This is a genomic window from Streptomyces sp. NPDC093586 (genome assembly GCF_044764905.1).
Taxonomy (GTDB): domain Bacteria; phylum Actinomycetota; class Actinomycetes; order Streptomycetales; family Streptomycetaceae; genus Streptomyces.
Map to the genome: position 1 here is coordinate 43,854 of NZ_JBIWJA010000021.1, position 18,943 is coordinate 62,796.

The window sequence follows — 18,943 nt, forward strand, 5'->3', positions numbered from 1 at the left end:
TGACCGTCAGGGCCTGCTGAACTGCCCAGCATGCAGCATGAAAGCACCCGGCCGCACCACCGGGTCCGCTCCCGCGCGGAGCGGACCCGGGTGCGGCCGGGGGCCGGGTGATCAGAAGGAGGGGAGCACGGCGCCGGCGTACTTGTCCTCGATGAACTTCTTCACCTCGGGCGAGGTGAGGAGCTTCGCGAGCTTCTTGACGCGCGGGTCGTCCTCCTGGCCTTCCTTGACGGCGAGCAGGTTGCTGTTCGGGTTGCCCTTGGCGGCCTCCAGGACGAGGGCGTCCTCGGCGGGCTTCAGGTCGGCCTCGAGGGCGTAGTTGCCGTTGACCACGGCCGCGTCGACGTCGTCCAGGGCGCGCGGGGTCTGGGCCGCCTCCAGCTCCTTGAACTTCAGCTTCTTCGGGTTGCCGGTGATGTCCGCGGGGGTCGCCGAGGTACCGACGCCGTCCTTGAGGGTGATGATCTTGTTGGCCGCGAGCAGCTGGAGGGCGCGGCCCTCGTTGACGGTGTCGTTGGGGACGGCGACGGTCGCACCGCTCTTCAGGTCGTCGGCCTTCTTGACCTTGTGGGAGTAGAGGCCGAGGGGCTCCAGGTGCACGTCGACGACGGGCACGATGTGGGTGCCGCGCTTCTTGTTGAAGTCGTCGAGGTACGGCTTGGTCTGGAAGAAGTTGGCGCCGACCGAGCCGTCCTCCGTCGAGGTGTTCGGCGTGACGTAGTCGGAGACCTCCTTGACCTCGAGGTCGAGGCCCGCCTTCTTCGCCAGGTTGTCCTTGACGAAGGCGAGGATCTCGGCGTGCGGGGTCGGGCTGGCGGCGACGACGAGCGGGCCGGAGGTGTCGGAGGCGGAGTCCTTGTCCGAGCCGCAGGCGGAGAGCCCGAGGGTGAGGGCTCCGACGGCGAGGACGGCGGTGGTGATCTTGGTGGTGTTACGCACGAAAAGTGCCTTTCCTGAAGGGTGGTGCGACCCCGTCTCGGTGGGACGGGGAGTTCTGTGGGGGTGTCAGGCGACCTTGCTCACATCGGCCGCCGCGGGCTCCTCGGCCTTGAGCAGGCGCAGCCGGGGCGCGGCGCTCGAGCGTGAGCCGCGGCGGTGCAGGGTGCGGGCCGCGTAGTCGCCGGCGAACTGGATGAGCGAGATGACGACGGCGAGGATCGCCACGGTGATCCACATCATCCCGGTCTCGAAGCGCTGGTAGCCGTAGCGGACGGCGAGGTCGCCGAGGCCGCCGCCGCCGACGGTGCCGGCCATGGCCGAGTAGCCGATGAGGGCGATGATCGTGGTCGTGGTACCGGCGATCAGCGACGGGAGCGCCTCGGGGACCAGGACCTTGCGGACGATGGTCCAGGTGTTGCCGCCCATGGACTGGACGGCCTCGACCAGCCCCCCGTCGACCTCGCGGACGGCCGTTTCGACGAGCCGTGCGAAGAAGGGGATGCCTCCGATGGCCAGCGGCACGATCGCGGCCTCGCTGCCGATGGTCGTGCCGGTGATCCAGCGGGTGAAGCTCATCAGCGCGACCATGAGGATGATGAACGGCATGGAGCGGCCGATGTTCACGACCTGGCCGATGACCTTGTTGACCACGACGTTCTGCAGCAGGCCGCCCTTGTCGGTGAGGACGAGGAGCACACCGAGCGGGAGTCCGGCGGCCACGGCGATCACGGTGGACCAGCCGACCATGATCAGGGTCTCCCAGGAGGCCTGTTCCAGCAGGGGCTGCATCTCGGACCAGGTCACTTGGCACCTTCCTTCACCAGCGGGGACGGTTCCCGGTTCACCACGTCGATCTGCAGGCCCTGTTCGCGCAGGAAGCCGACGGGCACGACGTTGTCCTCGTAGCGGCCGGGGAGTTCGATGCGCATCCGGCCGATCTGGAGGCCGCCGACGGTGTCGATGGCGGCGCCGAGGATCGATATGTCGATGTTGTAGGTGCGGGACAGCTGGGAGATGACGGGCTGGGTGGCGGCCTCGCCGTGGAAGGTGACGTCGAGGACGGTGCGGTCGTCCCCCGACGCCTCGCCGCCGACCGGGAAGAGGGCGGCGGCGAGCTCGGAGCCCGGCGTCGCGAGGAGTTCGCCGACCGTGCCGGACTCGACGATGCGGCCGCGGTCCATGAGGGCGGCCGAGTCGCAGACGCTCTTGACGACGTCCATCTCGTGGGTGATGAGCAGGACGGTCAGGCCGAGCTCGCGGTTGAGGTCGCGCAGCAGCTGGAGGATGGAGCGGGTGGTCTCCGGGTCGAGCGCGCTGGTGGCCTCGTCGGACAGCAGCACCTTGGGGTCGCCGGCCAGGGCGCGGGCGATGCCGACACGCTGCTTCTGGCCGCCGGAGAGCTGGGCGGGGTAGGACTTGGCCTTGTCGGCGAGCCCGACCAGGTCGAGCAGTTCCAGCGCCTTGCGGGAACGTTCTTTCCCGGACCTGCCGAGGATCTCCAGCGGCAGTTCGACGTTGTCCTGCACGGTCCGCGTGGACAGCAGGTTGAAGTGCTGGAACACCATGCCGATACGGCTTCGCGCCCGCCGCAGCTCCCGGCCTGCGCGGGGGCCGCGGCCGGCCAGCGCGGTGAGGTCCTGGCCGGCGACGGTGACCGTGCCGGAGGTGGGGCGCTCCAGGAGGTTGACGCAGCGGATGAGCGAGGACTTGCCGGCGCCGGACTGGCCGATGACGCCGAACACCTCGCCCTCGCGGACGTGCAGGTCGACGCCGTCCAGGGCGGTGACCTCACGGCCGCGGTGCGACCGGTAGACCTTCGTGAGGCCTGATGTGGTGATCACGTGGTTTCCGTCACTGTCGAGTGCGCGGCGCGGGTGTGTGCGCCGGCACGGGGGCGTTGTTCTTCGGGGTTCTCGCGGGACCTTCGGAACGCGGCACGGTTCTCGCGGTGGCGGTGCGCCGTGGCAGTGAAACCGGGGAGAACGTGTGCGCGGGGCCGGCTCGTCCACGTACGCGGCGTGCGGCGGCGGACATGCGCGGGCGCTCGCTTCGGGGCGCGAGGCTCAGGTGGTGCGGGGGCCCTCTAGAAGGCGCACATTCGGCACATACAACGAGCACCGGGCGTCGTCGTCGCCTCGGTCGCAGGGGTGCGGTCGCTCGTGGTGCTCATGCGATCAGTAAAGCAGACCGGTGGTTCTGAGCGGACACCACTGTCCGGATGCTGGACAGCGGTGGACGGCGACCGGTGACGGGGGCGCGGACCGGCACCGTGCGCAGATCCCGGTCCGCGGCCGGTGACCAGTGGGGACAGGGCCGCAGGTCGCCGGCCGGCGGGCGGCGTCCGGCTCGGCGGCCCGGTGGGGTGTGGCCAACGCCACGATGGTCGCACCGACGGTGCGGCCGGTCGCCCGTGCGGCCCGGCCCGCGCGAACCGTACGGCCGCGATCCCGCACTCGCCGGCCACCGCGCCGCGGGCGGGGCCGCGCGCGGCGGGCCCCTGGGGGCGTAATAGGGTCGCTGCCATGCTTGACGTCCTGACGCTGGTGACCGGAGTCGCCGCGCTGCTGCTCGCCGCCTGGTGCGGCTGGGCGGCCTACCGTGACCAGGCGACGAAGGACTGGCACTTCATCGGCATGGCCGCGGTCTCGGTGCTGGCGCTGATCCAGCTGGCGATCGGGATCGTGCAGCTGGCGCGGGGCGAGAAGCCGGAGCAGGGCACGGTGATCTTCGTGGCGTATCTGCTGGGCGCCTTCGCCTGTGTCCCGGCGGCGGGGTTCATGTCGCTGGCCGAGCGCACCCGCTGGGGTTCGGTGACGGTGGCCGCCGGCGGCGTGGTCCTGGCCGTCCTCGAGGTACGGCTGTTCGACATCTGGGGAGGCTGAGATGGCGGCGACCGAGGAGAAGCCGGCCCGCACGCGGCTGATCGGCGGGCCCGGGATCCTGCTGGTGTGGCTGTACGGGGTGATGGTCGTCGGCGCCGTCTCGCGGTCCGCGTACCAGATCTCCACCGACTTCGGCCGGGCACCGCTCGCCTACACCCTGTCGGCCGTCGCCGGCGTCGTCTACGGCTTCATCACCTACACCCTGGTGCGCGGCGGGGAGACGGCCCGCAGGGCGGCGCGGATGTGCTGCGCCGCCGAGCTGGTGGGCGTACTGGCGGTGGGTACGTGGAGCATGGCCGAGCCGTCGGTGTTCCCCGACGCGACCGTGTGGTCCGACTTCGGCATGGGCTACGTCTTCATTCCGGTGCTCCTGCCGCTGTCCGCGCTGTACTGGCTGCGGAAGGGCGAGCACCGCGGGGACGCCGCCTGACGCCGCCGGGCGGCCGCGGCCCGGCGGCGGTTCACGCCGTCGTCGCGTACGTCCCCGCCGGCTTCTCCAGAACGATCATCAGGACACCGTCCGCGCCCTCGGCCGTCCCCACCGTCTCGTAGCCGACCCGCCGGTACAGGCGCAGGTTGCTCTCGCTGCGGTGGCCGGTGTGCAGGCGGAAGCGGGTCGCGCCGCGCTCCTCGGCGAGGGCGGACTCGACGGCCCGCAGCAGGCGGGCTCCGATGCCGTGGCCCTGGAGGCGGGGGTGGACGCACAGCTTGCCGATGGACGCGGCGCCGTCCTCGGTCACCCGGCCCCGCACCGAACCGACGACCTCGTCGCCGAGCCGCGCCACGAAGACGCAGTCGCCGGCGACCTCTTCGCGCACGGAGTCGAGGGTCTGGACGAGCGGGTCGATGCGGTAGTTGCCGTACAGCGCCGCCTCGCTCTGGAAGCAGAGGTACTGCAGCCGGAAGATCTGCTCGGCATCCTGCCCGGTCGCCGCCGAGATGGTCACGCTCATGCCCATGTGCGCATGCCTCCCGCTCACCTGATCGCCTGTGGTCCCCCACTCCTATCCCCGTCCTCAGCGGGCCGCAACCTCCGGTGTGAGCAATCGCCGGAGACATCCCAGACATCTGGAGCGTTCCGGGCCGAGACTGCCCTGTGAGATACCCAACTCCCCCGCGATCTCCCGGTAGGTGAGGTCCTTCGGGGACAGCAGGGCCTCCATCAGGCGGGGGCATCGGCCGGGCAGCCGGCGCACCGCGTCGCGCAGGGCGCGGTGGCGGGCCGCGGTGAGGGCGAGCTGCTCGGGCTCGCGTTCGGCGGCGTCGACGGGTTCGGTCTCGTACGGCCGCTCGGCACGGGTGGTGCGGCGGGAGCGGCGGGCCTCGATGCGGACGGCGCTGCGCAGCCAGCGGTGGGGGTCGTGCGGCGGGCCGTCGGCCTCCAGGCGTTCCAGGAGACGCAGCCACACCGCCTGCTCCAGGTCTCCGGGCTCGGCGCCGGTGGCATATGCCTCGGCCGAGGCCTCCGCGGCGAGGAGCGGGCGCAGGGTGGTGACCAGGTCGTGCGTCATATGCAGTGCGACGCGGCCGCCCGGGCGGCGGTTGCCCCGGGCGGCCGGACGTCACCCCAACCGGTGGGGGCTCCTCAGCGGTTGACGAAGTCCTCGCGGGCCAGCACGCCGGTGTCCGGGTTGTCGGTGAAGACGCCGTCGATGCCGGTGGCGAAGTACGTCCGGAAGGCCCCGAAGGCGTCACCGTAGGCGTCGGGGTCCGACCCCTTGCGGAAGTCCGCGGGCAGGAAGGGGTTCTCGTTGCGCATGGTGTACGGGTGCAGGATCAGTCCCGCCCGGTGGGCGTCGCGCACCAGGGTGGTGGGCTCGGTGAGCCTGCCGGCCGAGTCCTTCGGGATGATCAGGTCGAGAGTGGGGCCGATGCCCTGGGCGTAGGAGGCGATCTCCTTCAGGCCCGCGGGCGTGACGAGGTCGGCGGTCGTGCGCGGGTCGCCGGTCTCGACGAAGTCCCAGGGACGGCTCTTCGCCCCGGACAGCAGGACGGCGAGCGGGTTGCCGACGAGCTTGTTCATCCGCTGGATGCTGGTCGGCTCGAAGGACTGGATGATGACGGGCGCGTTCTTCCCGTCCTTGCCGTGCCTGCGCAGCAGCTTCGCCAGGCGCTCCTCGGTGCCGAGGCCCAGCTTGCGGAAGTAGGTGGGGTGCTTGATCTCGGGGTAGATCCAGACCTGCCTGCCGCGCCTGCGGGTCTGCTCGTCCTGCCAGCGGAGCACCTCTTCGAAGGTGGGGATCTCCCAGCGGCCGTCGTACAGGGTGTTGTGCGGGCGGTTGGCCGGGATGCGTTCGGTGGCGCGGAGCGTCTTGAGTTCGGCGAGGGTGAAGTCCTCGGTGAACCAGCCGGTGGTGGAGACGCCGTCGAGCAGCTTGGTGCGCTTGCGGTCGGCGAACTCGGGGTGGTCCGCGACGTCCGTGGTGCCGCCGATCTCCGGTTCGTGCCGGCACACGAGGTGACCGTCCCTGGTGGGGACGAGGTCACCGGCCTCGACGATGTCGGCACCCATGTCCAGGGCCAGTTCGTAGGCGCCCAGGGTGTGTTCGGGGCGATAGCCGCTGGCGCCGCGGTGGCCGATGACCGTCGGGACGGGCAGGCCCTTCAGTCCGCCCCGCCCGCCCCGTCCGCCGCCGTGCCGGGCGTCGGCGGCTCTCGCCGTGCCGGACAGGCCCAGTACGGCTCCGCCCGCGCCCAGCACCGCCGCGCCGAGGAGCGCCCGCCGTCCGGTGCCGCCCGCCCGCTCGTCAGACTCCTGCGTTCCCATCGGGACCTCCCGCCGTCGACCGTCAGTGCGGGCCGATCGTAGGGGCGCGTACATGACGAACGGGAGACCGCGTGCGGAACACGCGGGTGATCCGGGATGTCGGGCGGGTGTGGAGGGGCAGGTGGGGCGGGATGTCTGACGTTCCGTCGGCTTGGTGGTGCCGGGCCGGGGTACGCGGTCGGTGGCCGCGCTCGTCGTGGCGGCGCCCGACGGGACCCGTGGCCACCGGGAAGGGACCGGCGGCGCGCCTCACGCGATCCGCGTGTCGCGTGTGCTTCGATCCGGGCGGTGTCCGCGCCCGGGGAACGACGACGCCGGTCCCCGCGGACCAGGACGGTGACGGCGGCTGCCATGACGGCACGGAGCACGGCGGGAACGGCGGACACGCGTGGGCGGATCCTGCCCCGCGGAAGCGAGTTGCCTCACATCCCGACGCCCGTGTCACGGCGGTGCCGCACCCCGGCACCGCAGGTGAACGCGCGTCAACACCGTGTGACACGTCGGTCGACCCGACGTGCGCAACACCCTGGGCCGCGAGTAATGTCCTCACCTGCACAGACTCATACCGCATCCCCGACACCGGAGGACCCGTTGTCCCGCTTCGCGCTCATCAAGGCAGTGCTCGGTCCGATCATGCGCCTGATGTTCCGCCCCCAGGTGGAGGGCGTGGAGAACATTCCGGGCGACGGCCCGGTCATCCTGGCCGGCAACCACCTCACCTTCATCGACTCGGTGATCATGCCGCTGAGCTGCGACCGGCAGGTCTTCTTCATCGGCAAGGACGAGTACGTGACCGGCAAGGGCCTCAAGGGCCGGCTGATGGCCTGGTTCTTCACCGGCGTCGGCATGATCCCGGTCGACCGGGACGGCGGCCGGGGCGGGGTCGCGGCGCTGATGACCGGCCGCCGCGTGCTGGAGGAGGGCAACGTCTTCGGCATCTACCCGGAGGGCACCCGCTCCCCCGACGGCCGCCTCTACCGGGGCCGCACGGGCATCGCCCGGCTCACCCTGATGACCGGCGCCCCCGTCGTGCCGTTCGCCGTGATCGGCACCGACAAGCTCCAGCCGGGCGGCGCGGGCCTGCCCCGGCCGGGCAAGGTCACGGTGCGCTTCGGCGAGGCGATGGAGTTCTCCCGCTACGAGGGCATGGACCGGGACCGCTACGTCCTGCGGGCCGTGACCGACTCCGTGATGACCGAGGTCATGCGGCTGTCCGGCCAGGAGTACGTGGACATGTACGCCAGCAAGGCGAAGGCGGCGTGACACCGCACAGGACACACGCGCCGAGGGCGGGCCACCGGATCGTGGCCCGCCCTCGGTGCGTGCGTACGGTTCACGGGTGCTCGGCCCCGTCCTCCAGGCGCTGGCCGCGCAGCAGGAACCAGGCCGCGCCGGCGGCCGCCAGCAGCACCGCCGCGCCCACGCCCGCCGCGAGCGTCATTCCGTCCACGAAGGACTGGCGGGCGGCGTCCAGCAGCGCCTCGGCCGTGTGCGCGGGCAGCCCGGAGGCGGCCTGCACCGCACCGCCGAGCGACTCGTGGGCCGCGGCCGGGGTGCCCGCCGGACCGGTGAAGTCCCGGTAGACGCCGGTCACGATCGAGCCGAGCAGGGCGATGCCGAGGGCGGCACCGAGTTCGTACGCCGTCTCGGAGACCGCCGAGGCGGAGCCCGCCTGCTCCCCCGGCACACTGGAGAGGATCACGTCGGCGGTGACGGTGAACGAGAACCCGGCGCCGACACCGACGACGAGCAGGACCGTGCCGAGCAGCGGGTAGCCGGTGTGCTGGTCGATGACGGTCAGCACGGCGAGCGCGAGACCGACGGCGGCGAGCCCGCCGGAGACCACGGCACGCACCGAGAAGCGCCGGGCCGCGCGGCCCGCGATCAGACCGGCCACCACCGCGCCGATCGCGGCGGGCAGTTCGGCCAGCCCCGCCTCGAACGGCTGTCTGCCCTGCACCAGTTGCAGGTACTGCGACAGGAAGAACACCAGTCCGGACAGACCGAGAACGGTCAGCAGGTCGGCCAGCACGGCGCCGCTGAAGCCGCGGCTGCGGAACAGCCGCATGTCGAGCAGCGGGACCGGCATGGTCAGCTGGCGGCGGACGAAGCCGTACAGCGCGGCGGCACCCAGCAGACCCGCGGCGAGCGTGGCCCACGCGAAGCCGTGCGCGGCGGTCTCCTTGACGGCGTACACGAGACCGACCATGCCGACCAGGGAGAGGACGACGCTGGCCAGGTCCCACGGGCCGGGGTCGGGGTTGCGGGACTCGGGCAGCAGCTTGGCGCCGACGAGGACCAGGACGGCCATCACGGGCAGGTTGATCAGGAAGACCGAGCCCCACCAGAAGTGCTCCAGCAGGAAGCCGCCCACGATCGGGCCGACCGCCATGCCGGCGGAGGCGGTGGCGCCCCAGATGCCGACGGCCAGGCTGCGCTCGCGCGGGTCGTGGAAGATGTTGCGGATCAGGGCGAGGGTGGCGGGCATCAGGGTGGCGCCCGCGACACCGAGCAGGGCCCGGGCGACGATCAGCAGCTCGGGCGTGGACGCGTAGGCGTTGAGGACCGAGATCGCGCCGAACGCCGTGGCACCGATGAGCAGGATCCGCTTGCGGCCGATGCGGTCGCCGAGGCCGCCCATGGAGACCAGCAGACCGGCGATGACGAAGGAGTAGACGTCGCCGATCCACAGCAGCTGGGTGCCGGTGGGTGCGAGGTCCTCGCTGATGTAGGGGGTGGCGAGACCGAGGACGGTCGCGTCGACGGCCACCAGCAGTACGGCCAGCACGAGGACGGACAGCGCCAGCCAGCGGCCGGGGCGCTTCACCGCCTCGGTCGACTGCGCCGACTGCAGGGTGCGGGTCATGGTTCACTCTCTCCGAAGTGCGCCGCCGAGCAGCAGCTCGACGATCATGTGCGTGAGGTCGTTGCGGGCCACGCGGCCCTCGGTCACCGCCCAGGCGCCGGAGGCCAGCAGGCCGTAGAGCGCCTCGGTGAGCCAGGCCGGGGTGAGGTCGATGCGGAACTCGCCGTTCTCCTGGCCCCGGCGGAACAGCTCGGTGAGCCGGGCGTCGATGCGGGCCCAGCCCTCGTTCTGCTGCTCGCCCTCGAACAGCTGGTTCTCGGTGTAGAGGAAGGCGAGCAGGCCCGCGGCGGGTTCCAGCTCCCGCACGAGCCGGCGCACCGCCTCCGCGGTGGGCCCGTCGTCCGGGCGGGCCGCGTCCAGGGCCGCCTCGCACTCGGCGATGCCGAGCGCCTCCAGGGCGCGGACGAGGGCGTCGCGCCCGGCGAAGTGACGGTGCAGCGTGGCCCGGCTGATCCCGGCGGCCCTCGCGACCTCGTCCATGGTCGCGGTGGCTCTGCGGGTCAGCAGGGCCGCGGCGCTGCGCAGTACCTGTTCTCGATCGACGGCCATGAGACAATAGTATCCCAGATGAGACGTTGATGTCTCACAGTGGGCATGTGTGGCTCACCACGAGGCCGCAGGGGCGGGCCGCTGCGGGCGGTCACACAGCCCGGGGCCCGACCTGGGACCCGCTCAGTGCCAGGGCAGCTGTCCGCGCCGCTCCCAGTAGGCGCGCGGGTCCTCGGCGAGGGTGGCGAGGCGGGCCACCTGGTCGTCGTCCAGGTCGACGACGGCGGCGTGCAGGTTCGAGCCGAGCTGGGCCACGGTCGCGGCGCCGGAGAGGACCACGCCGGCCCAGGGCTGCCGCAGGATCAGCGCGAGGGCGACCGCGTCGCAGCCCAGGGTCGTCTCCTCGGCCACGGCCTGCAGGACGTCCGGCGCGTGCGGCTCGGCGAGGCGCCCGTTGGCCATGCCCTCCTTGACGATCACCGTGAGGCCCGCTTCGTGCGCCTCGGCCAGCGCGGGCCCGGCGGAGGTCTCCAGCACGTTGTACGTGGACTGGACGGTGCGGAAGAGGGGCTCGCCGTCGACGGTCACGGCGAGGGCGGCGCGGATGGCGTCGGCCTGGGCGGGGCCGCTGGTGGAGAAGCCGACGGTGACGCCCCGGGCGGCGGCCTCGGCGAGCCTGGCGTGGAGTTCCTTGTCGGTGAGGGCCGGGCTGTCGGGGGTGAGGGAGTGGATCTGGTAGAGGTCGAGCCGGTCTCCGAGGAGGGCGTCCGTCTCGGCGCGCTGGCGCTCGTACGTGGCGACGCCGTGGTCCTTGACCTCGTGCCGCTCGGCGTCGGCGGACCAGTCGGCGGTGTAGGTGTAACCCCACTTGCTGCCGACGACCACGTCGTCGACGTCGGGACGGTCCCGCAGCCAGGCGGCCAGGAACTCCTCCGCCCGCCCGTAGGAGCGGGCCGCGTCGAAGTACCGGACGCCCTGCGCGTAGGCGGCGTCGAGGAGGTCGTGGGTGCGCCGGCGCATCGCCTCGACGCCGCGGTCCTCCCCGAGGTCGCGCTCTCTGCCGAGGTTGATGTAGCCCGGGCGGCCGACGGCGGCGAGGCCCAGGCCCATGTGAGCGGCGGGCGTCGTCGCGGTCGCGAGACGGGCGAAGGGCATCGCGGGCTCCGTTCTGTCGGCTCGTACTCCTGCCGACCAACGTAACCGCGATGCCCCTCGGGCACACCGGCTGCTACTTCTTGTACTTCTTGGCGTCCGCCCACGCGTGCTGGCCGGCCACGTCCGCCTTCAGCTCGGCGAGCTGTACGGCGACCGCGCCGGGCGCCGTGCCCCCGCGGCCGCTGCGGGAGGCGAGGGCGCCGGGGACGTCGAGCACCGAGCGGACCTCGGGGGTCAGGTGTGCGGAGATCTTCGCGAACTGCTCGTCCGTCAGCTCGTCCAGTTCCTTGCCCTCGGCCTCGGCGGCCTTCACGCACTCGCCGGCCACCTCGTGCGCGACCCGGAACGGCACGCCCTGCCTGACCAGCCACTCGGCGATGTCGGTGGCGAGCGAGAACCCGGCCGGGGCCAGCTCCTCCATCCGCTCGCGGTGCACGGTGAGCGTGGCCATCATGCCGGTGAAGGCCGGCAGCAGGACCTCCAGCTGGTCGATGGAGTCGAAGACCGGCTCCTTGTCCTCCTGGAGGTCGCGGTTGTACGCGAGCGGGAGGGCCTTGAGGGTGGCCATCAGGCCGGTCAGGTTGCCGATGAGGCGGCCGGACTTGCCGCGGGCCAGCTCGGCGATGTCCGGGTTCTTCTTCTGCGGCATGATCGACGAGCCGGTGGAGAAGGCGTCGTGCAGGGTCACGAAGGAGAACTCCTTCGTGTTCCAGATGATGATCTCCTCGGCGATGCGGGAGACGTTCACGCCGATCATCGCGGTGATGAAGGCGAACTCGGCGACGAAGTCGCGGGAGGCCGTGCCGTCGATGGAGTTGCCGGCGCTGCCGTGCTCGAAGCCGAGGTCGCGGGCGACCGCCTCCGGGTCGAGGCCGAGGCTGCTGCCCGCGAGCGCTCCCGAGCCGTACGGCGACACGGCCGTCCGCTCGTCCCACTGGCGCAGCCGCTCCGCGTCCCGGGACAGCGCCTGGACGTGGGCGAGGACGTGGTGGGCGAAGAGCACCGGCTGGGCGTGCTGGAGGTGGGTGCGGCCGGGCATCGCCACGTCCGGGTGGGCCTCGGCGAGGCCGATCAGGGCGTCCTGGAGGTCGGCGATCAGGCCGCCGACGACGCGGGCGTGGTCGCGCAGGTACATCCGGAAGAGGGTGGCGACCTGGTCGTTGCGGGACCGCCCGGCGCGCAGCTTGCCGCCGAGATCGGGGCCGAGGCGCTCCAGCAGGCCGCGCTCCAGGGCCGTGTGGACGTCCTCGTCAGCGATGGTGCCGGTGAAGTCCCCCGACGCCACGTCCGCCTCGAGCCGGTCGAGCCCTTCGATCATCCGGGTCAGCTCGTCCTCGGTGAGGAGGCCCGCCCGGTGCAGCACGCGGGCGTGGGCACGCGAGCCGGCGATGTCGTAGGGGGCGAGCCGCCAGTCGAAGTGGACGGACGCGGACAGCTTCGCCAGGGCCTCGGCGGGACCGTCGGCGAAACGGCCGCCCCAGAGCCGTACGTCACCGTTGTTGCTGCTCACTCGTGTCGCTCCTCACCGTGCAATCACTGGCCTGCATGAGTATGCAGAACTCTGCATGATTCGTCAATCTCGCGGGTGTCCGGGGTGCGCCGCGCCCCGCGGCCCCATAATCGTTAGACATGGGAAAGACTTATGAGCGCATAGACGGCCGGCTCCGCACCTTCATCGAGGCACAGCCCCTCTTCTTCACCGCCACCGCTCCCCTGACCGCCGACGGGACGGTCAACCTCTCCCCCAAGGGACTCACGGGCTCCTTCGCCGTGCTCGACAAACGCACCGTGGCCTACCTCGACTTCGCCGGGTCCACCGCCGAGACCATCGCCCACCTGCGGGAGAACGGGCGGATCACCCTCATGTGGTGTGCCTTCCAGGGGCCGCCGAACATCGTCCGGGTGCACGGGCGCGGGGAGCCGGTCTTCCGCGACGACCCGCGCTTCCCGGAGCTGCTGGCCCGCTTCCCCGACATCGACCCGAGCGCGCACGGACTGCGCGCGATCATCGTCGTGACCGCCGAACTCATCCGCGACAGCTGCGGATACGCCGTCCCCTTCATGGCGTACGAGAGCGACCGGGATCTGCACGGCAAGCGGTTCGCGCGCGAGGACGACTCCTCGCTGAGCGCGTACTTCACCAAGAAGGAGCACATCGCGACGAGCCTGGACGGCCTTCCCGGGCTGCCGTTGCCGCTGCCGCCGTCTACGGTCTGAGCCATGCGCCCCGGTGCCGTCGCCGCCCTCCTTTCCCTGTCCGCCCTCGTCCTGGGCGCCGCGCCCGCCTCCGGGCCCGCGCCCCGGCCGCTGCCGGCCCGGATGGCGGACACCGGCGGCGGCACCCAGCTGATCATCGCCCTCGCCCCGGACACCGGCGCGACCACGGGCACCGTCACCTGGTGGGACCGCAGGGGCGGCCGCTGGGTGAAGGCCGGTTCGGCGCCCGCCCGTTTCGGGGCGAAGGGACTGGCGGACGGGGCGACGCGCACCCAGAGCACGGACACCACCCCGACCGGCCTGTACGACCTGCCGTACGCCTTCGGCATCCGGGCCGCACCGCACGGGACCGCGTACCCCTACCGTCCGGTGCGCGAGGACTCCTGGTGGTGCCAGGACAACGCCTCCCGCGCCTACAACCGCTGGACCGAACCCCGCCCCGCCGACTGCCGCGCCACCGAGGCCGAGCACCTGATCACGTACGGCACGCAGTACGCGCACGCCCTCGTCGTCGGCTTCAACTACCACCGCCCGGTGCGCGGGCGCGGCGCCGGCATCTTCCTGCACGTGAACGGGCGCGGGGCGACGGCCGGCTGCGTGTCGGTGCCGGCGGACGCGATGCGGCGCATCCTCACGTGGGCCGACCCGGCGGCCCGGCCGCACATCGCGATCGGCACGTCGGACGGAGCGACCGCGGTGACCCGCTACTGAGGGTCCGCGCGGGCCGGGCGGCCGGCCGCCCACGGCCCGCGCCACGCCACCGGCACAGGCCGTACAGCGCTCAGTGCCCGTTCTGCGCCAAGCGCAGCAGGTGGTCCGCCAGCGCCTGTCCGCCCGTCGGCTCCCTGCTGATCAGCAGCAGCGTGTCGTCGCCCGCGATCGTCCCCAGGATGTCGTGCAGCTCCGCCTGGTCGATCGCCGACGCGAGGAACTGCGCCGCCCCCGGAGGGGTCCGCAGGACCACGAGGTTCGCGGACGCCTCCGCGGAGATCAGCAGCTCCGCGGAGAGCCGCCGCATCCGCTCCTCCTTGGCCGACTCCCCGAGCGGGGCCCGCGGGGTGCGGAAACCGCCCTCGCTGGGCACCGCGTAGATGAGGTCGCCGTCGGTGTTGCGGATCTTCACCGCGTTCAGCTCGTCCAGGTCCCGGGAGAGCGTCGCCTGGGTGACGGTCAGCCCGTCGTCGGCGAGCAGCTTCGCCAGCTGGCTCTGCGAGCGCACCGCCTGCCGGTTGAGGATGTCCACGATCCGGCGGTGGCGTGCGGTGCGGGTCTGCGGTACGGCAGGCCCGTTGGTCTGCTCGTGCTCCTGCGCCTGGCTCATCGTCGTCTCATTCTCCGGATCGTCCGTCCCCGTGGGCCTCGTGGGCCTGGTCAAGGATGCCGGGCAGCGCCCCGAGGAACGCGTCCACCACGTCGTCGCCGAGGTTCAGCGCGGGCATCAGCCGTACGACATCGGGTGCGGGCGCGTTCACGAGGATCCCGGCGTCCTGAGCCGCCTGCTGCACCGTGGGCGCGAGCGGCTCGGTGAGCACGATACCCAGGAGCAGACCGGCGCCCCGGACGTGGGCGACCAGTGGGTGGCCGAGGGCCTCGATCCCGCCGCGCAGCTTCTCGCTCTGCCGCTTGACGTTGTCCAGCAGTCCCTCGTCCGCGATGGTGTCCAGGACGGCGAGGCCGGCGGCGCAGGCGACGGGGTTGCCGCCGAAGGTCGTGCCGTGCTGGCCGGGCCGCAGCAGCTCGGCGGCCCGGCCGAAGGCGACGGTGGCGCCCAGCGGCAGTCCGCCGCCGAGCCCCTTGGCGAGCGTGACGACGTCCGGCAGGACGCCCTCGTGGGCCTGGTACTCGAACCAGTGCCCGGTCCGGCCGATGCCGGTCTGCACCTCGTCCAGCACCAGCAGGGCGCCGGTGGCCGCGGTGATGGCCCGCGCCGCCTTGAGGTAGCCGGGCGGCGGGACGACGACGCCGTTCTCGCCCTGGACCGGCTCGATGATCACGAGGGCGGTGTCCTCGGTGACCGCGGCGGCCAGCGCCTGCGCGTCGCCGTACGGGACGTGCGTGACGTCGCCGGGCAGCGGCAGGAACGGCTCCTGCTTGCCGGGCTGCCCGGTCAGTGCCAGGGCGCCCATGGTGCGGCCGTGGAAGCCGCCGTCGGTGGCGACCATGTGCGGCCGCCCGGTGAGCCGGCCGATCTTGAAGGCGCCCTCGTTGGCCTCGGCGCCGGAGTTGCAGAAGAAGACCTTGCCGTCGCGGCCGAAGTGCTGGAGCAGCCGTTCGGCGAGCGCGACGGGCGGCTCGGCGACGAACAGGTTGGAGACGTGGCCGAGGGAGGCGATCTGCCGGCTCACGGCGTCGACGACCGCCGGGTGGGCGTGGCCGAGGGCGTTGACGGCGATGCCGCCGACGAAGTCGAGGTACTCGTTGCCGTCGGCGTCCCAGAGCCGGGAGCCCTCGCCGCGCACCAGGGGCAGGCGGGGCGTGCCGTAGTTGTTCATGAGCGCGCCCTGCCACCGCGCGGTCAGTTCCTCGTTGCTCACGACTCCCCCTGCTCGTCCGGCACGACCATGGTGCCGATGCCCTCGTCGGTGAAGATCTCCAGCAGGATCGAGTGCTGGACCCGGCCGTCGATGACGCGGGCGGTGGTGACGCCGTTGCGTACGGCGTGCAGACAGCCCTCCATCTTCGGCACCATGCCGCTGGACAGCTCCGGCAGCAGTTTCTCGAGCTGGGACGCGGTGAGGCGGCTGATCACCTCGTCGGAGTCCGGCCAGTCCTCGTAGAGGCCCTCGACGTCGGTGAGGACCATGAGAGTCTCGGCGCCGAGCGCCGCAGCGAGTGCCGCAGCCGCCGTATCAGCATTGACGTTGTAGACATGTCCGTCGTCCTGGGAGCGGGCGATCGAGGAGACGACCGGGATGCGGCCGTCGGCGAGCAGCGCCTCGATGGCGCCGGTGTCGATGTCGGTGATCTCGCCGACCCGTCCGATGTCGACCTGTTCGCCGTCGATCTCCGGCTGGTGCTTGGTGGCGGTGATGGTGTGCGCGTCCTCGCCGGTGAGGCCGACGGCGAGCGGGCCGTGCTGGTTGAGCAGCCCGACCAGTTCCCGCTGCACCTGGCCGGCCAGCACCATCCGTACGACGTCCATCGCGTCCTCGGTGGTGACGCGCAGGCCGGCCTTGAACTCGCTGACGATGCCGTGCTTGTCGAGGGCGGCGCTGATCTGGGGGCCGCCGCCGTGCACGACGACGGGCTTGAGGCCGGCGTGGTGCAGGAAGACGACGTCCTGGGCGAACGCGGCCTTCAGGTCCTCGTCGACCATGGCGTTGCCGCCGAACTTGATGACGACGGTCCTGCCGTTGTGCCGGACCAGCCACGGCAGCGCCTCGATGAGGATCTGCGCCTTCGGGAGGGCGGTGTGTTTCCGTGTGGTGCTCATGAGGAGTAGGCGCTGTTCTCGTGGACGTAGTCGGCGGTGAGGTCGTTGGTCCAGATCGTGGCGGTCGCGTCGCCGGCGGCGAGGTCCGCGACGATGTGGACCTCGCGGTAGCGCATGTCGACCAGTTCGCGGTCCTCGCCGACGCCGCCGTTCTTGCAGACCCAGACGCCGTTGATGGCGACGTTCAGCCGGTCGGGCTCGAAGGCGGCGGACGTGGTGCCGATCGCGGAGAGCACACGGCCCCAGTTGGGGTCCTCGCCGTGGATGGCGCACTTGAGGAGGTTGTTGCGGGCGATGGTGCGGCCCACCTGGACGGCGTCCTCCTCGGTCGCGGCGTTCACGACCTCGACCTTGATGTCCTTGCTGGCGCCCTCGGCGTCCCGGATGAGCTGCTGGCCCAGGTCGTCGCAGACGGTGCGGACGGCCTCGGCGAACTCGGCGTATCCGGGGGCGACGCCGGAGGCGCCGGAGGCGAGCAGCAGCACGGTGTCGTTGGTGGACATGCAGCCGTCGGAGTCGACCCGGTCGAAGGTGACGCGGGTGGCGGCGCGCAGGGCGCGGTCCAGGGTCGCGCTGTCCAGGTCGGCGTCCGTGGTGAGGACGACGAGCATGGTGGCGAGGCCCGGGGCGAGCATGCCGGCGCCCTTGGCCATGCCGCCGACGGTCCAGCCGTCCTTGGTCACGACGGACGTCTTGTGCACGGTGTCGGTGGTCTTGATGGCGATGGCGGCCTTCTCGCCACCGTGCTCGGACAGCTGACCGGCGGCGGTCTCGACGCCGGGGAGCAGCTTGTCCATGGGGAGCAGCACGCCGATGAGCCCGGTCGAGCAGACGGCGACCTCGCCCGCGCCGATCCCGAGCGCCTCGGCCGCCTTCTCGGCGGTGGCGTGGGTGTCCTGGAAGCCCTGGGGGCCGGTGCAGGCGTTGGCGCCGCCGGAGTTGAGGACGACGGCGGTCAGCTCACCGCTCTTGAGGACCTGCTCGGACCACAGGACCGGCGCGGCCTTGACGCGGTTGGAGGTGAAGACGCCCGCTGCGGCGCGTCGGGGGCCGGTGTTGACCACGAGGGCCAGGTCGGGGTTGCCGTTCTCCTTGATCCCGGCGGCGATGCCCGCCGCCGTGAATCCCTTCGCTGCCGTCACACTCACGGCGCAACTCCGATCGTCGTCAGTCCGGTGGTCTCGTCGAGACCCAGGGCGATGTTCATGCTCTGGACGGCACCGCCCGCGGTGCCCTTGGCCAGGTTGTCGATGGCGCTGATGGCGATGACGCGGCCCGCGGCGGCGTCGTACGCGACCTGCACCTGGACGGCGTTCGAGCCGTACACGGAGGCGGTCGCGGGCCACTGTCCCTCGGGCAGCAGGTGCACGAACGGCTCGTCGGCGAAGGCCTTCTCGTAGGCCGCGCGGACGGATTCGGCGCTCGCGCCGGGGCGGGCCTTGGCGCTGCACGTGGCGAGGATGCCGCGGGGCATCGGCGCGAGGGTGGGCGTGAAGGAGACGGTGACCGGCTCGCCGGCGACCGCGCCGAGGTTCTGGATCATCTCGGGGGTGTGCCGGTGGCCGCCGCCGACGCCGTAGGGCGACATGGAGCCCATGACCTCGCTGCCGAGCAGGTGGGGCTTGGCCGCCTTGCCCGCGCCGGAGGTGCCGGAGGCGGCGACGATCACGGCCTCGGGCTCGGCGAGGCCGGCGGCGTAGGCCGGGAAGAGCGCCAGCGACACGGCGGTGGGGTAGCAACCGGGCACCGCGATGCGCTTGGACCCCTCCAGCGCGGCGCGGCAGCCCGGCAGTTCGGGGAGGCCGTAGGGCCAGGTGCCCGCGTGCGGGGAGCCGTAGAACTTCTCCCAGTCGGCGGCGTCCTTCAGCCGGAAGTCGGCGCCCATGTCCACGACCAGCACGTCCGGGCCGAGCCGCTCGGCGACGGCGGCGGACTGCCCGTGCGGCAGCGCGAGGAACACGACGTCATGCCGACGGCCCTGCCCGGCGAGCACCTCGGGCGTCGTCGCCTCCAGGACACGGTCGGCCAGCGGCAGCAGGTGCGGCTGCAGTGCGCCGAGCCGCTGTCCGGCGTTGGAGTTGCCGGTCAGGGCGCCGATCTCGATCTCGGGGTGCGCGAGGAGCAGACGCAGCAGCTCTCCGCCCGCGTACCCGCTCGCTCCGGCCACCGCCGCACGTACCGCCATGGAAAACCCT

The 18,943-nt window shown here is 72.1% G+C and carries 20 protein-coding genes; 5 read left to right on the forward strand and 15 right to left on the reverse strand.

Annotation, left to right across the window (positions count from 1 at the left end; genetic code table 11):
* Positions 1-111 precede the first annotated feature (111 nt).
* From ACIRFH_RS21900 to ACIRFH_RS21910, 3 genes are all read right to left on the reverse strand, one after another.
* Entirely contained in the window at positions 112-939 is an 828-nt protein-coding gene (locus ACIRFH_RS21900) for a MetQ/NlpA family ABC transporter substrate-binding protein (RefSeq protein WP_403523217.1), read from the reverse strand.
* 66 nt (positions 940-1,005) lie between these two features.
* Positions 1,006-1,743 (reverse strand): methionine ABC transporter permease, encoded by a 738-nt coding sequence (locus ACIRFH_RS21905; RefSeq protein WP_403523220.1) that lies wholly within the window; start codon positions 1,741-1,743, stop codon positions 1,006-1,008.
* Complete coding sequence (locus ACIRFH_RS21910; RefSeq protein WP_403523223.1) at positions 1,740-2,780, reverse strand: methionine ABC transporter ATP-binding protein; 1,041 nt, start codon at positions 2,778-2,780, stop codon at positions 1,740-1,742. Before ACIRFH_RS21910 ends, ACIRFH_RS21905 begins: the two co-directional genes overlap by 4 nt.
* Positions 2,781-3,461: 681 nt before the next feature.
* On the opposite strand from ACIRFH_RS21910, the gene ACIRFH_RS21915 reads away from it, so the two are divergent.
* Together ACIRFH_RS21915 and ACIRFH_RS21920 are read left to right on the forward strand one after the other, a co-directional pair.
* Positions 3,462-3,821: a hypothetical protein gene (locus ACIRFH_RS21915; protein WP_403523226.1), complete on the forward strand. Its 360-nt coding sequence runs from the start codon at positions 3,462-3,464 to the stop codon at positions 3,819-3,821.
* 1 nt (position 3,822) lies between these two features.
* Complete coding sequence (locus ACIRFH_RS21920) at positions 3,823-4,251, forward strand: hypothetical protein (RefSeq protein WP_403523229.1); 429 nt, start codon at positions 3,823-3,825, stop codon at positions 4,249-4,251.
* A 31-nt stretch (positions 4,252-4,282) separates the two neighbouring features.
* On the opposite strand, the gene ACIRFH_RS21925 is transcribed toward ACIRFH_RS21920, so the two are convergent.
* From ACIRFH_RS21925 to ACIRFH_RS21935, 3 genes are all read right to left on the reverse strand, one after another.
* Positions 4,283-4,780, reverse strand: coding sequence for a GNAT family N-acetyltransferase (locus ACIRFH_RS21925; protein ID WP_403523232.1), 498 nt, complete (start codon positions 4,778-4,780; stop codon positions 4,283-4,285).
* A gap of 57 nt (positions 4,781-4,837) precedes the next feature.
* Entirely contained in the window at positions 4,838-5,332 is a 495-nt protein-coding gene (locus ACIRFH_RS21930) for an RNA polymerase sigma factor (protein WP_403523235.1), read from the reverse strand.
* Between the two features lie 74 nt (positions 5,333-5,406).
* Entirely contained in the window at positions 5,407-6,588 is a 1,182-nt protein-coding gene (locus tag ACIRFH_RS21935) for a glycerophosphodiester phosphodiesterase (protein WP_403523238.1), read from the reverse strand.
* Positions 6,589-7,179: 591 nt separating this feature from the next.
* On the opposite strand from ACIRFH_RS21935, the gene ACIRFH_RS21940 reads away from it, so the two are divergent.
* Positions 7,180-7,851, forward strand: coding sequence for a lysophospholipid acyltransferase family protein (locus ACIRFH_RS21940; protein WP_403523241.1), 672 nt, complete (start codon positions 7,180-7,182; stop codon positions 7,849-7,851).
* A 70-nt stretch (positions 7,852-7,921) separates the two neighbouring features.
* On the opposite strand, the gene ACIRFH_RS21945 is transcribed toward ACIRFH_RS21940, so the two are convergent.
* The 4 genes from ACIRFH_RS21945 to argH form a co-directional block, all read right to left on the reverse strand.
* Entirely contained in the window at positions 7,922-9,454 is a 1,533-nt protein-coding gene (locus ACIRFH_RS21945) for an MFS transporter (RefSeq protein ID WP_403523243.1), read from the reverse strand.
* 3 nt (positions 9,455-9,457) lie between these two features.
* Positions 9,458-10,003: a TetR/AcrR family transcriptional regulator gene (locus ACIRFH_RS21950; protein ID WP_403523247.1), complete on the reverse strand. Its 546-nt coding sequence runs from the start codon at positions 10,001-10,003 to the stop codon at positions 9,458-9,460.
* A gap of 123 nt (positions 10,004-10,126) precedes the next feature.
* Positions 10,127-11,098 (reverse strand): aldo/keto reductase, encoded by a 972-nt coding sequence (locus ACIRFH_RS21955; RefSeq protein WP_403523250.1) that lies wholly within the window; start codon positions 11,096-11,098, stop codon positions 10,127-10,129.
* A 73-nt stretch (positions 11,099-11,171) separates the two neighbouring features.
* Entirely contained in the window at positions 11,172-12,608 is a 1,437-nt protein-coding gene (gene argH, locus ACIRFH_RS21960; RefSeq protein WP_403523253.1) for an argininosuccinate lyase, read from the reverse strand.
* A gap of 119 nt (positions 12,609-12,727) precedes the next feature.
* Here argH and ACIRFH_RS21965 point away from each other — a divergent pair, with 119 nt between their 5' ends.
* Both ACIRFH_RS21965 and ACIRFH_RS21970 read left to right on the forward strand, forming a co-directional pair.
* A complete protein-coding gene (locus ACIRFH_RS21965) occupies positions 12,728-13,315 on the forward strand; it encodes a pyridoxamine 5'-phosphate oxidase family protein (protein ID WP_403523255.1) in 588 nt (195 codons plus the stop codon).
* Between the two features lie 3 nt (positions 13,316-13,318).
* Entirely contained in the window at positions 13,319-14,026 is a 708-nt protein-coding gene (locus ACIRFH_RS21970) for a L,D-transpeptidase (protein ID WP_403523258.1), read from the forward strand.
* A 70-nt stretch (positions 14,027-14,096) separates the two neighbouring features.
* Here the strand turns inward: ACIRFH_RS21970 and ACIRFH_RS21975 are convergent, their stop codons facing one another.
* From ACIRFH_RS21975 to argC, 5 genes are read right to left on the reverse strand one after another with little or no spacing between them, the layout of a single operon-like run.
* A complete protein-coding gene (locus tag ACIRFH_RS21975) occupies positions 14,097-14,636 on the reverse strand; it encodes an arginine repressor (protein WP_239770001.1) in 540 nt (179 codons plus the stop codon).
* Between the two features lie 7 nt (positions 14,637-14,643).
* A complete protein-coding gene (locus ACIRFH_RS21980; RefSeq protein WP_403523261.1) occupies positions 14,644-15,849 on the reverse strand; it encodes an acetylornithine transaminase in 1,206 nt (401 codons plus the stop codon).
* The gene (argB, locus tag ACIRFH_RS21985; RefSeq protein WP_403523264.1) at positions 15,846-16,748 is read right to left on the reverse strand and encodes an acetylglutamate kinase; all 903 of its coding nucleotides are present in this window, start codon (positions 16,746-16,748) and stop codon (positions 15,846-15,848) included. Before argB ends, ACIRFH_RS21980 begins: the two co-directional genes overlap by 4 nt.
* On the reverse strand, positions 16,745-17,896 hold the full coding sequence (argJ, locus tag ACIRFH_RS21990; protein ID WP_403523267.1) for a bifunctional glutamate N-acetyltransferase/amino-acid acetyltransferase ArgJ: 1,152 nt from the start codon (positions 17,894-17,896) through the stop codon (positions 16,745-16,747). Before argJ ends, argB begins: the two co-directional genes overlap by 4 nt.
* Positions 17,893-18,933 (reverse strand): N-acetyl-gamma-glutamyl-phosphate reductase, encoded by a 1,041-nt coding sequence (gene argC / locus ACIRFH_RS21995; RefSeq protein WP_403523269.1) that lies wholly within the window; start codon positions 18,931-18,933, stop codon positions 17,893-17,895. The genes argJ and argC overlap by 4 nt, the downstream gene beginning before the upstream one ends.
* Positions 18,934-18,943 lie beyond the last annotated feature (10 nt).

Bases quoted from the DNA above. Each gene is read 5' to 3' on its own strand.
- ACIRFH_RS21920 (WP_403523229.1), top strand. From the start codon at position 3,823: ATGGCGGCGACCGAGGAGAAGCCGGCCCGCACGCGGCTGATCGGCGGG.
- ACIRFH_RS21925 (WP_403523232.1), bottom strand. From the start codon at position 4,780: ATGGGCATGAGCGTGACCATCTCGGCGGCGACCGGGCAGGATGCCGAG.
- argB (WP_403523264.1), bottom strand. From the start codon at position 16,748: ATGAGCACCACACGGAAACACACCGCCCTCCCGAAGGCGCAGATCCTC.
- ACIRFH_RS21945 (WP_403523243.1), bottom strand. From the start codon at position 9,454: ATGACCCGCACCCTGCAGTCGGCGCAGTCGACCGAGGCGGTGAAGCGC.
- ACIRFH_RS21950 (WP_403523247.1), bottom strand. From the start codon at position 10,003: ATGGCCGTCGATCGAGAACAGGTACTGCGCAGCGCCGCGGCCCTGCTG.
- ACIRFH_RS21975 (WP_239770001.1), bottom strand. From the start codon at position 14,636: ATGAGCCAGGCGCAGGAGCACGAGCAGACCAACGGGCCTGCCGTACCG.
- argC (WP_403523269.1), bottom strand. From the start codon at position 18,933: ATGGCGGTACGTGCGGCGGTGGCCGGAGCGAGCGGGTACGCGGGCGGA.
- ACIRFH_RS21970 (WP_403523258.1), top strand. From the start codon at position 13,319: ATGCGCCCCGGTGCCGTCGCCGCCCTCCTTTCCCTGTCCGCCCTCGTC.
- ACIRFH_RS21965 (WP_403523255.1), top strand. From the start codon at position 12,728: ATGGGAAAGACTTATGAGCGCATAGACGGCCGGCTCCGCACCTTCATC.
- ACIRFH_RS21930 (WP_403523235.1), bottom strand. From the start codon at position 5,332: ATGACGCACGACCTGGTCACCACCCTGCGCCCGCTCCTCGCCGCGGAG.
- ACIRFH_RS21935 (WP_403523238.1), bottom strand. From the start codon at position 6,588: ATGGGAACGCAGGAGTCTGACGAGCGGGCGGGCGGCACCGGACGGCGG.
- ACIRFH_RS21915 (WP_403523226.1), top strand. From the start codon at position 3,462: ATGCTTGACGTCCTGACGCTGGTGACCGGAGTCGCCGCGCTGCTGCTC.
- ACIRFH_RS21955 (WP_403523250.1), bottom strand. From the start codon at position 11,098: ATGCCCTTCGCCCGTCTCGCGACCGCGACGACGCCCGCCGCTCACATG.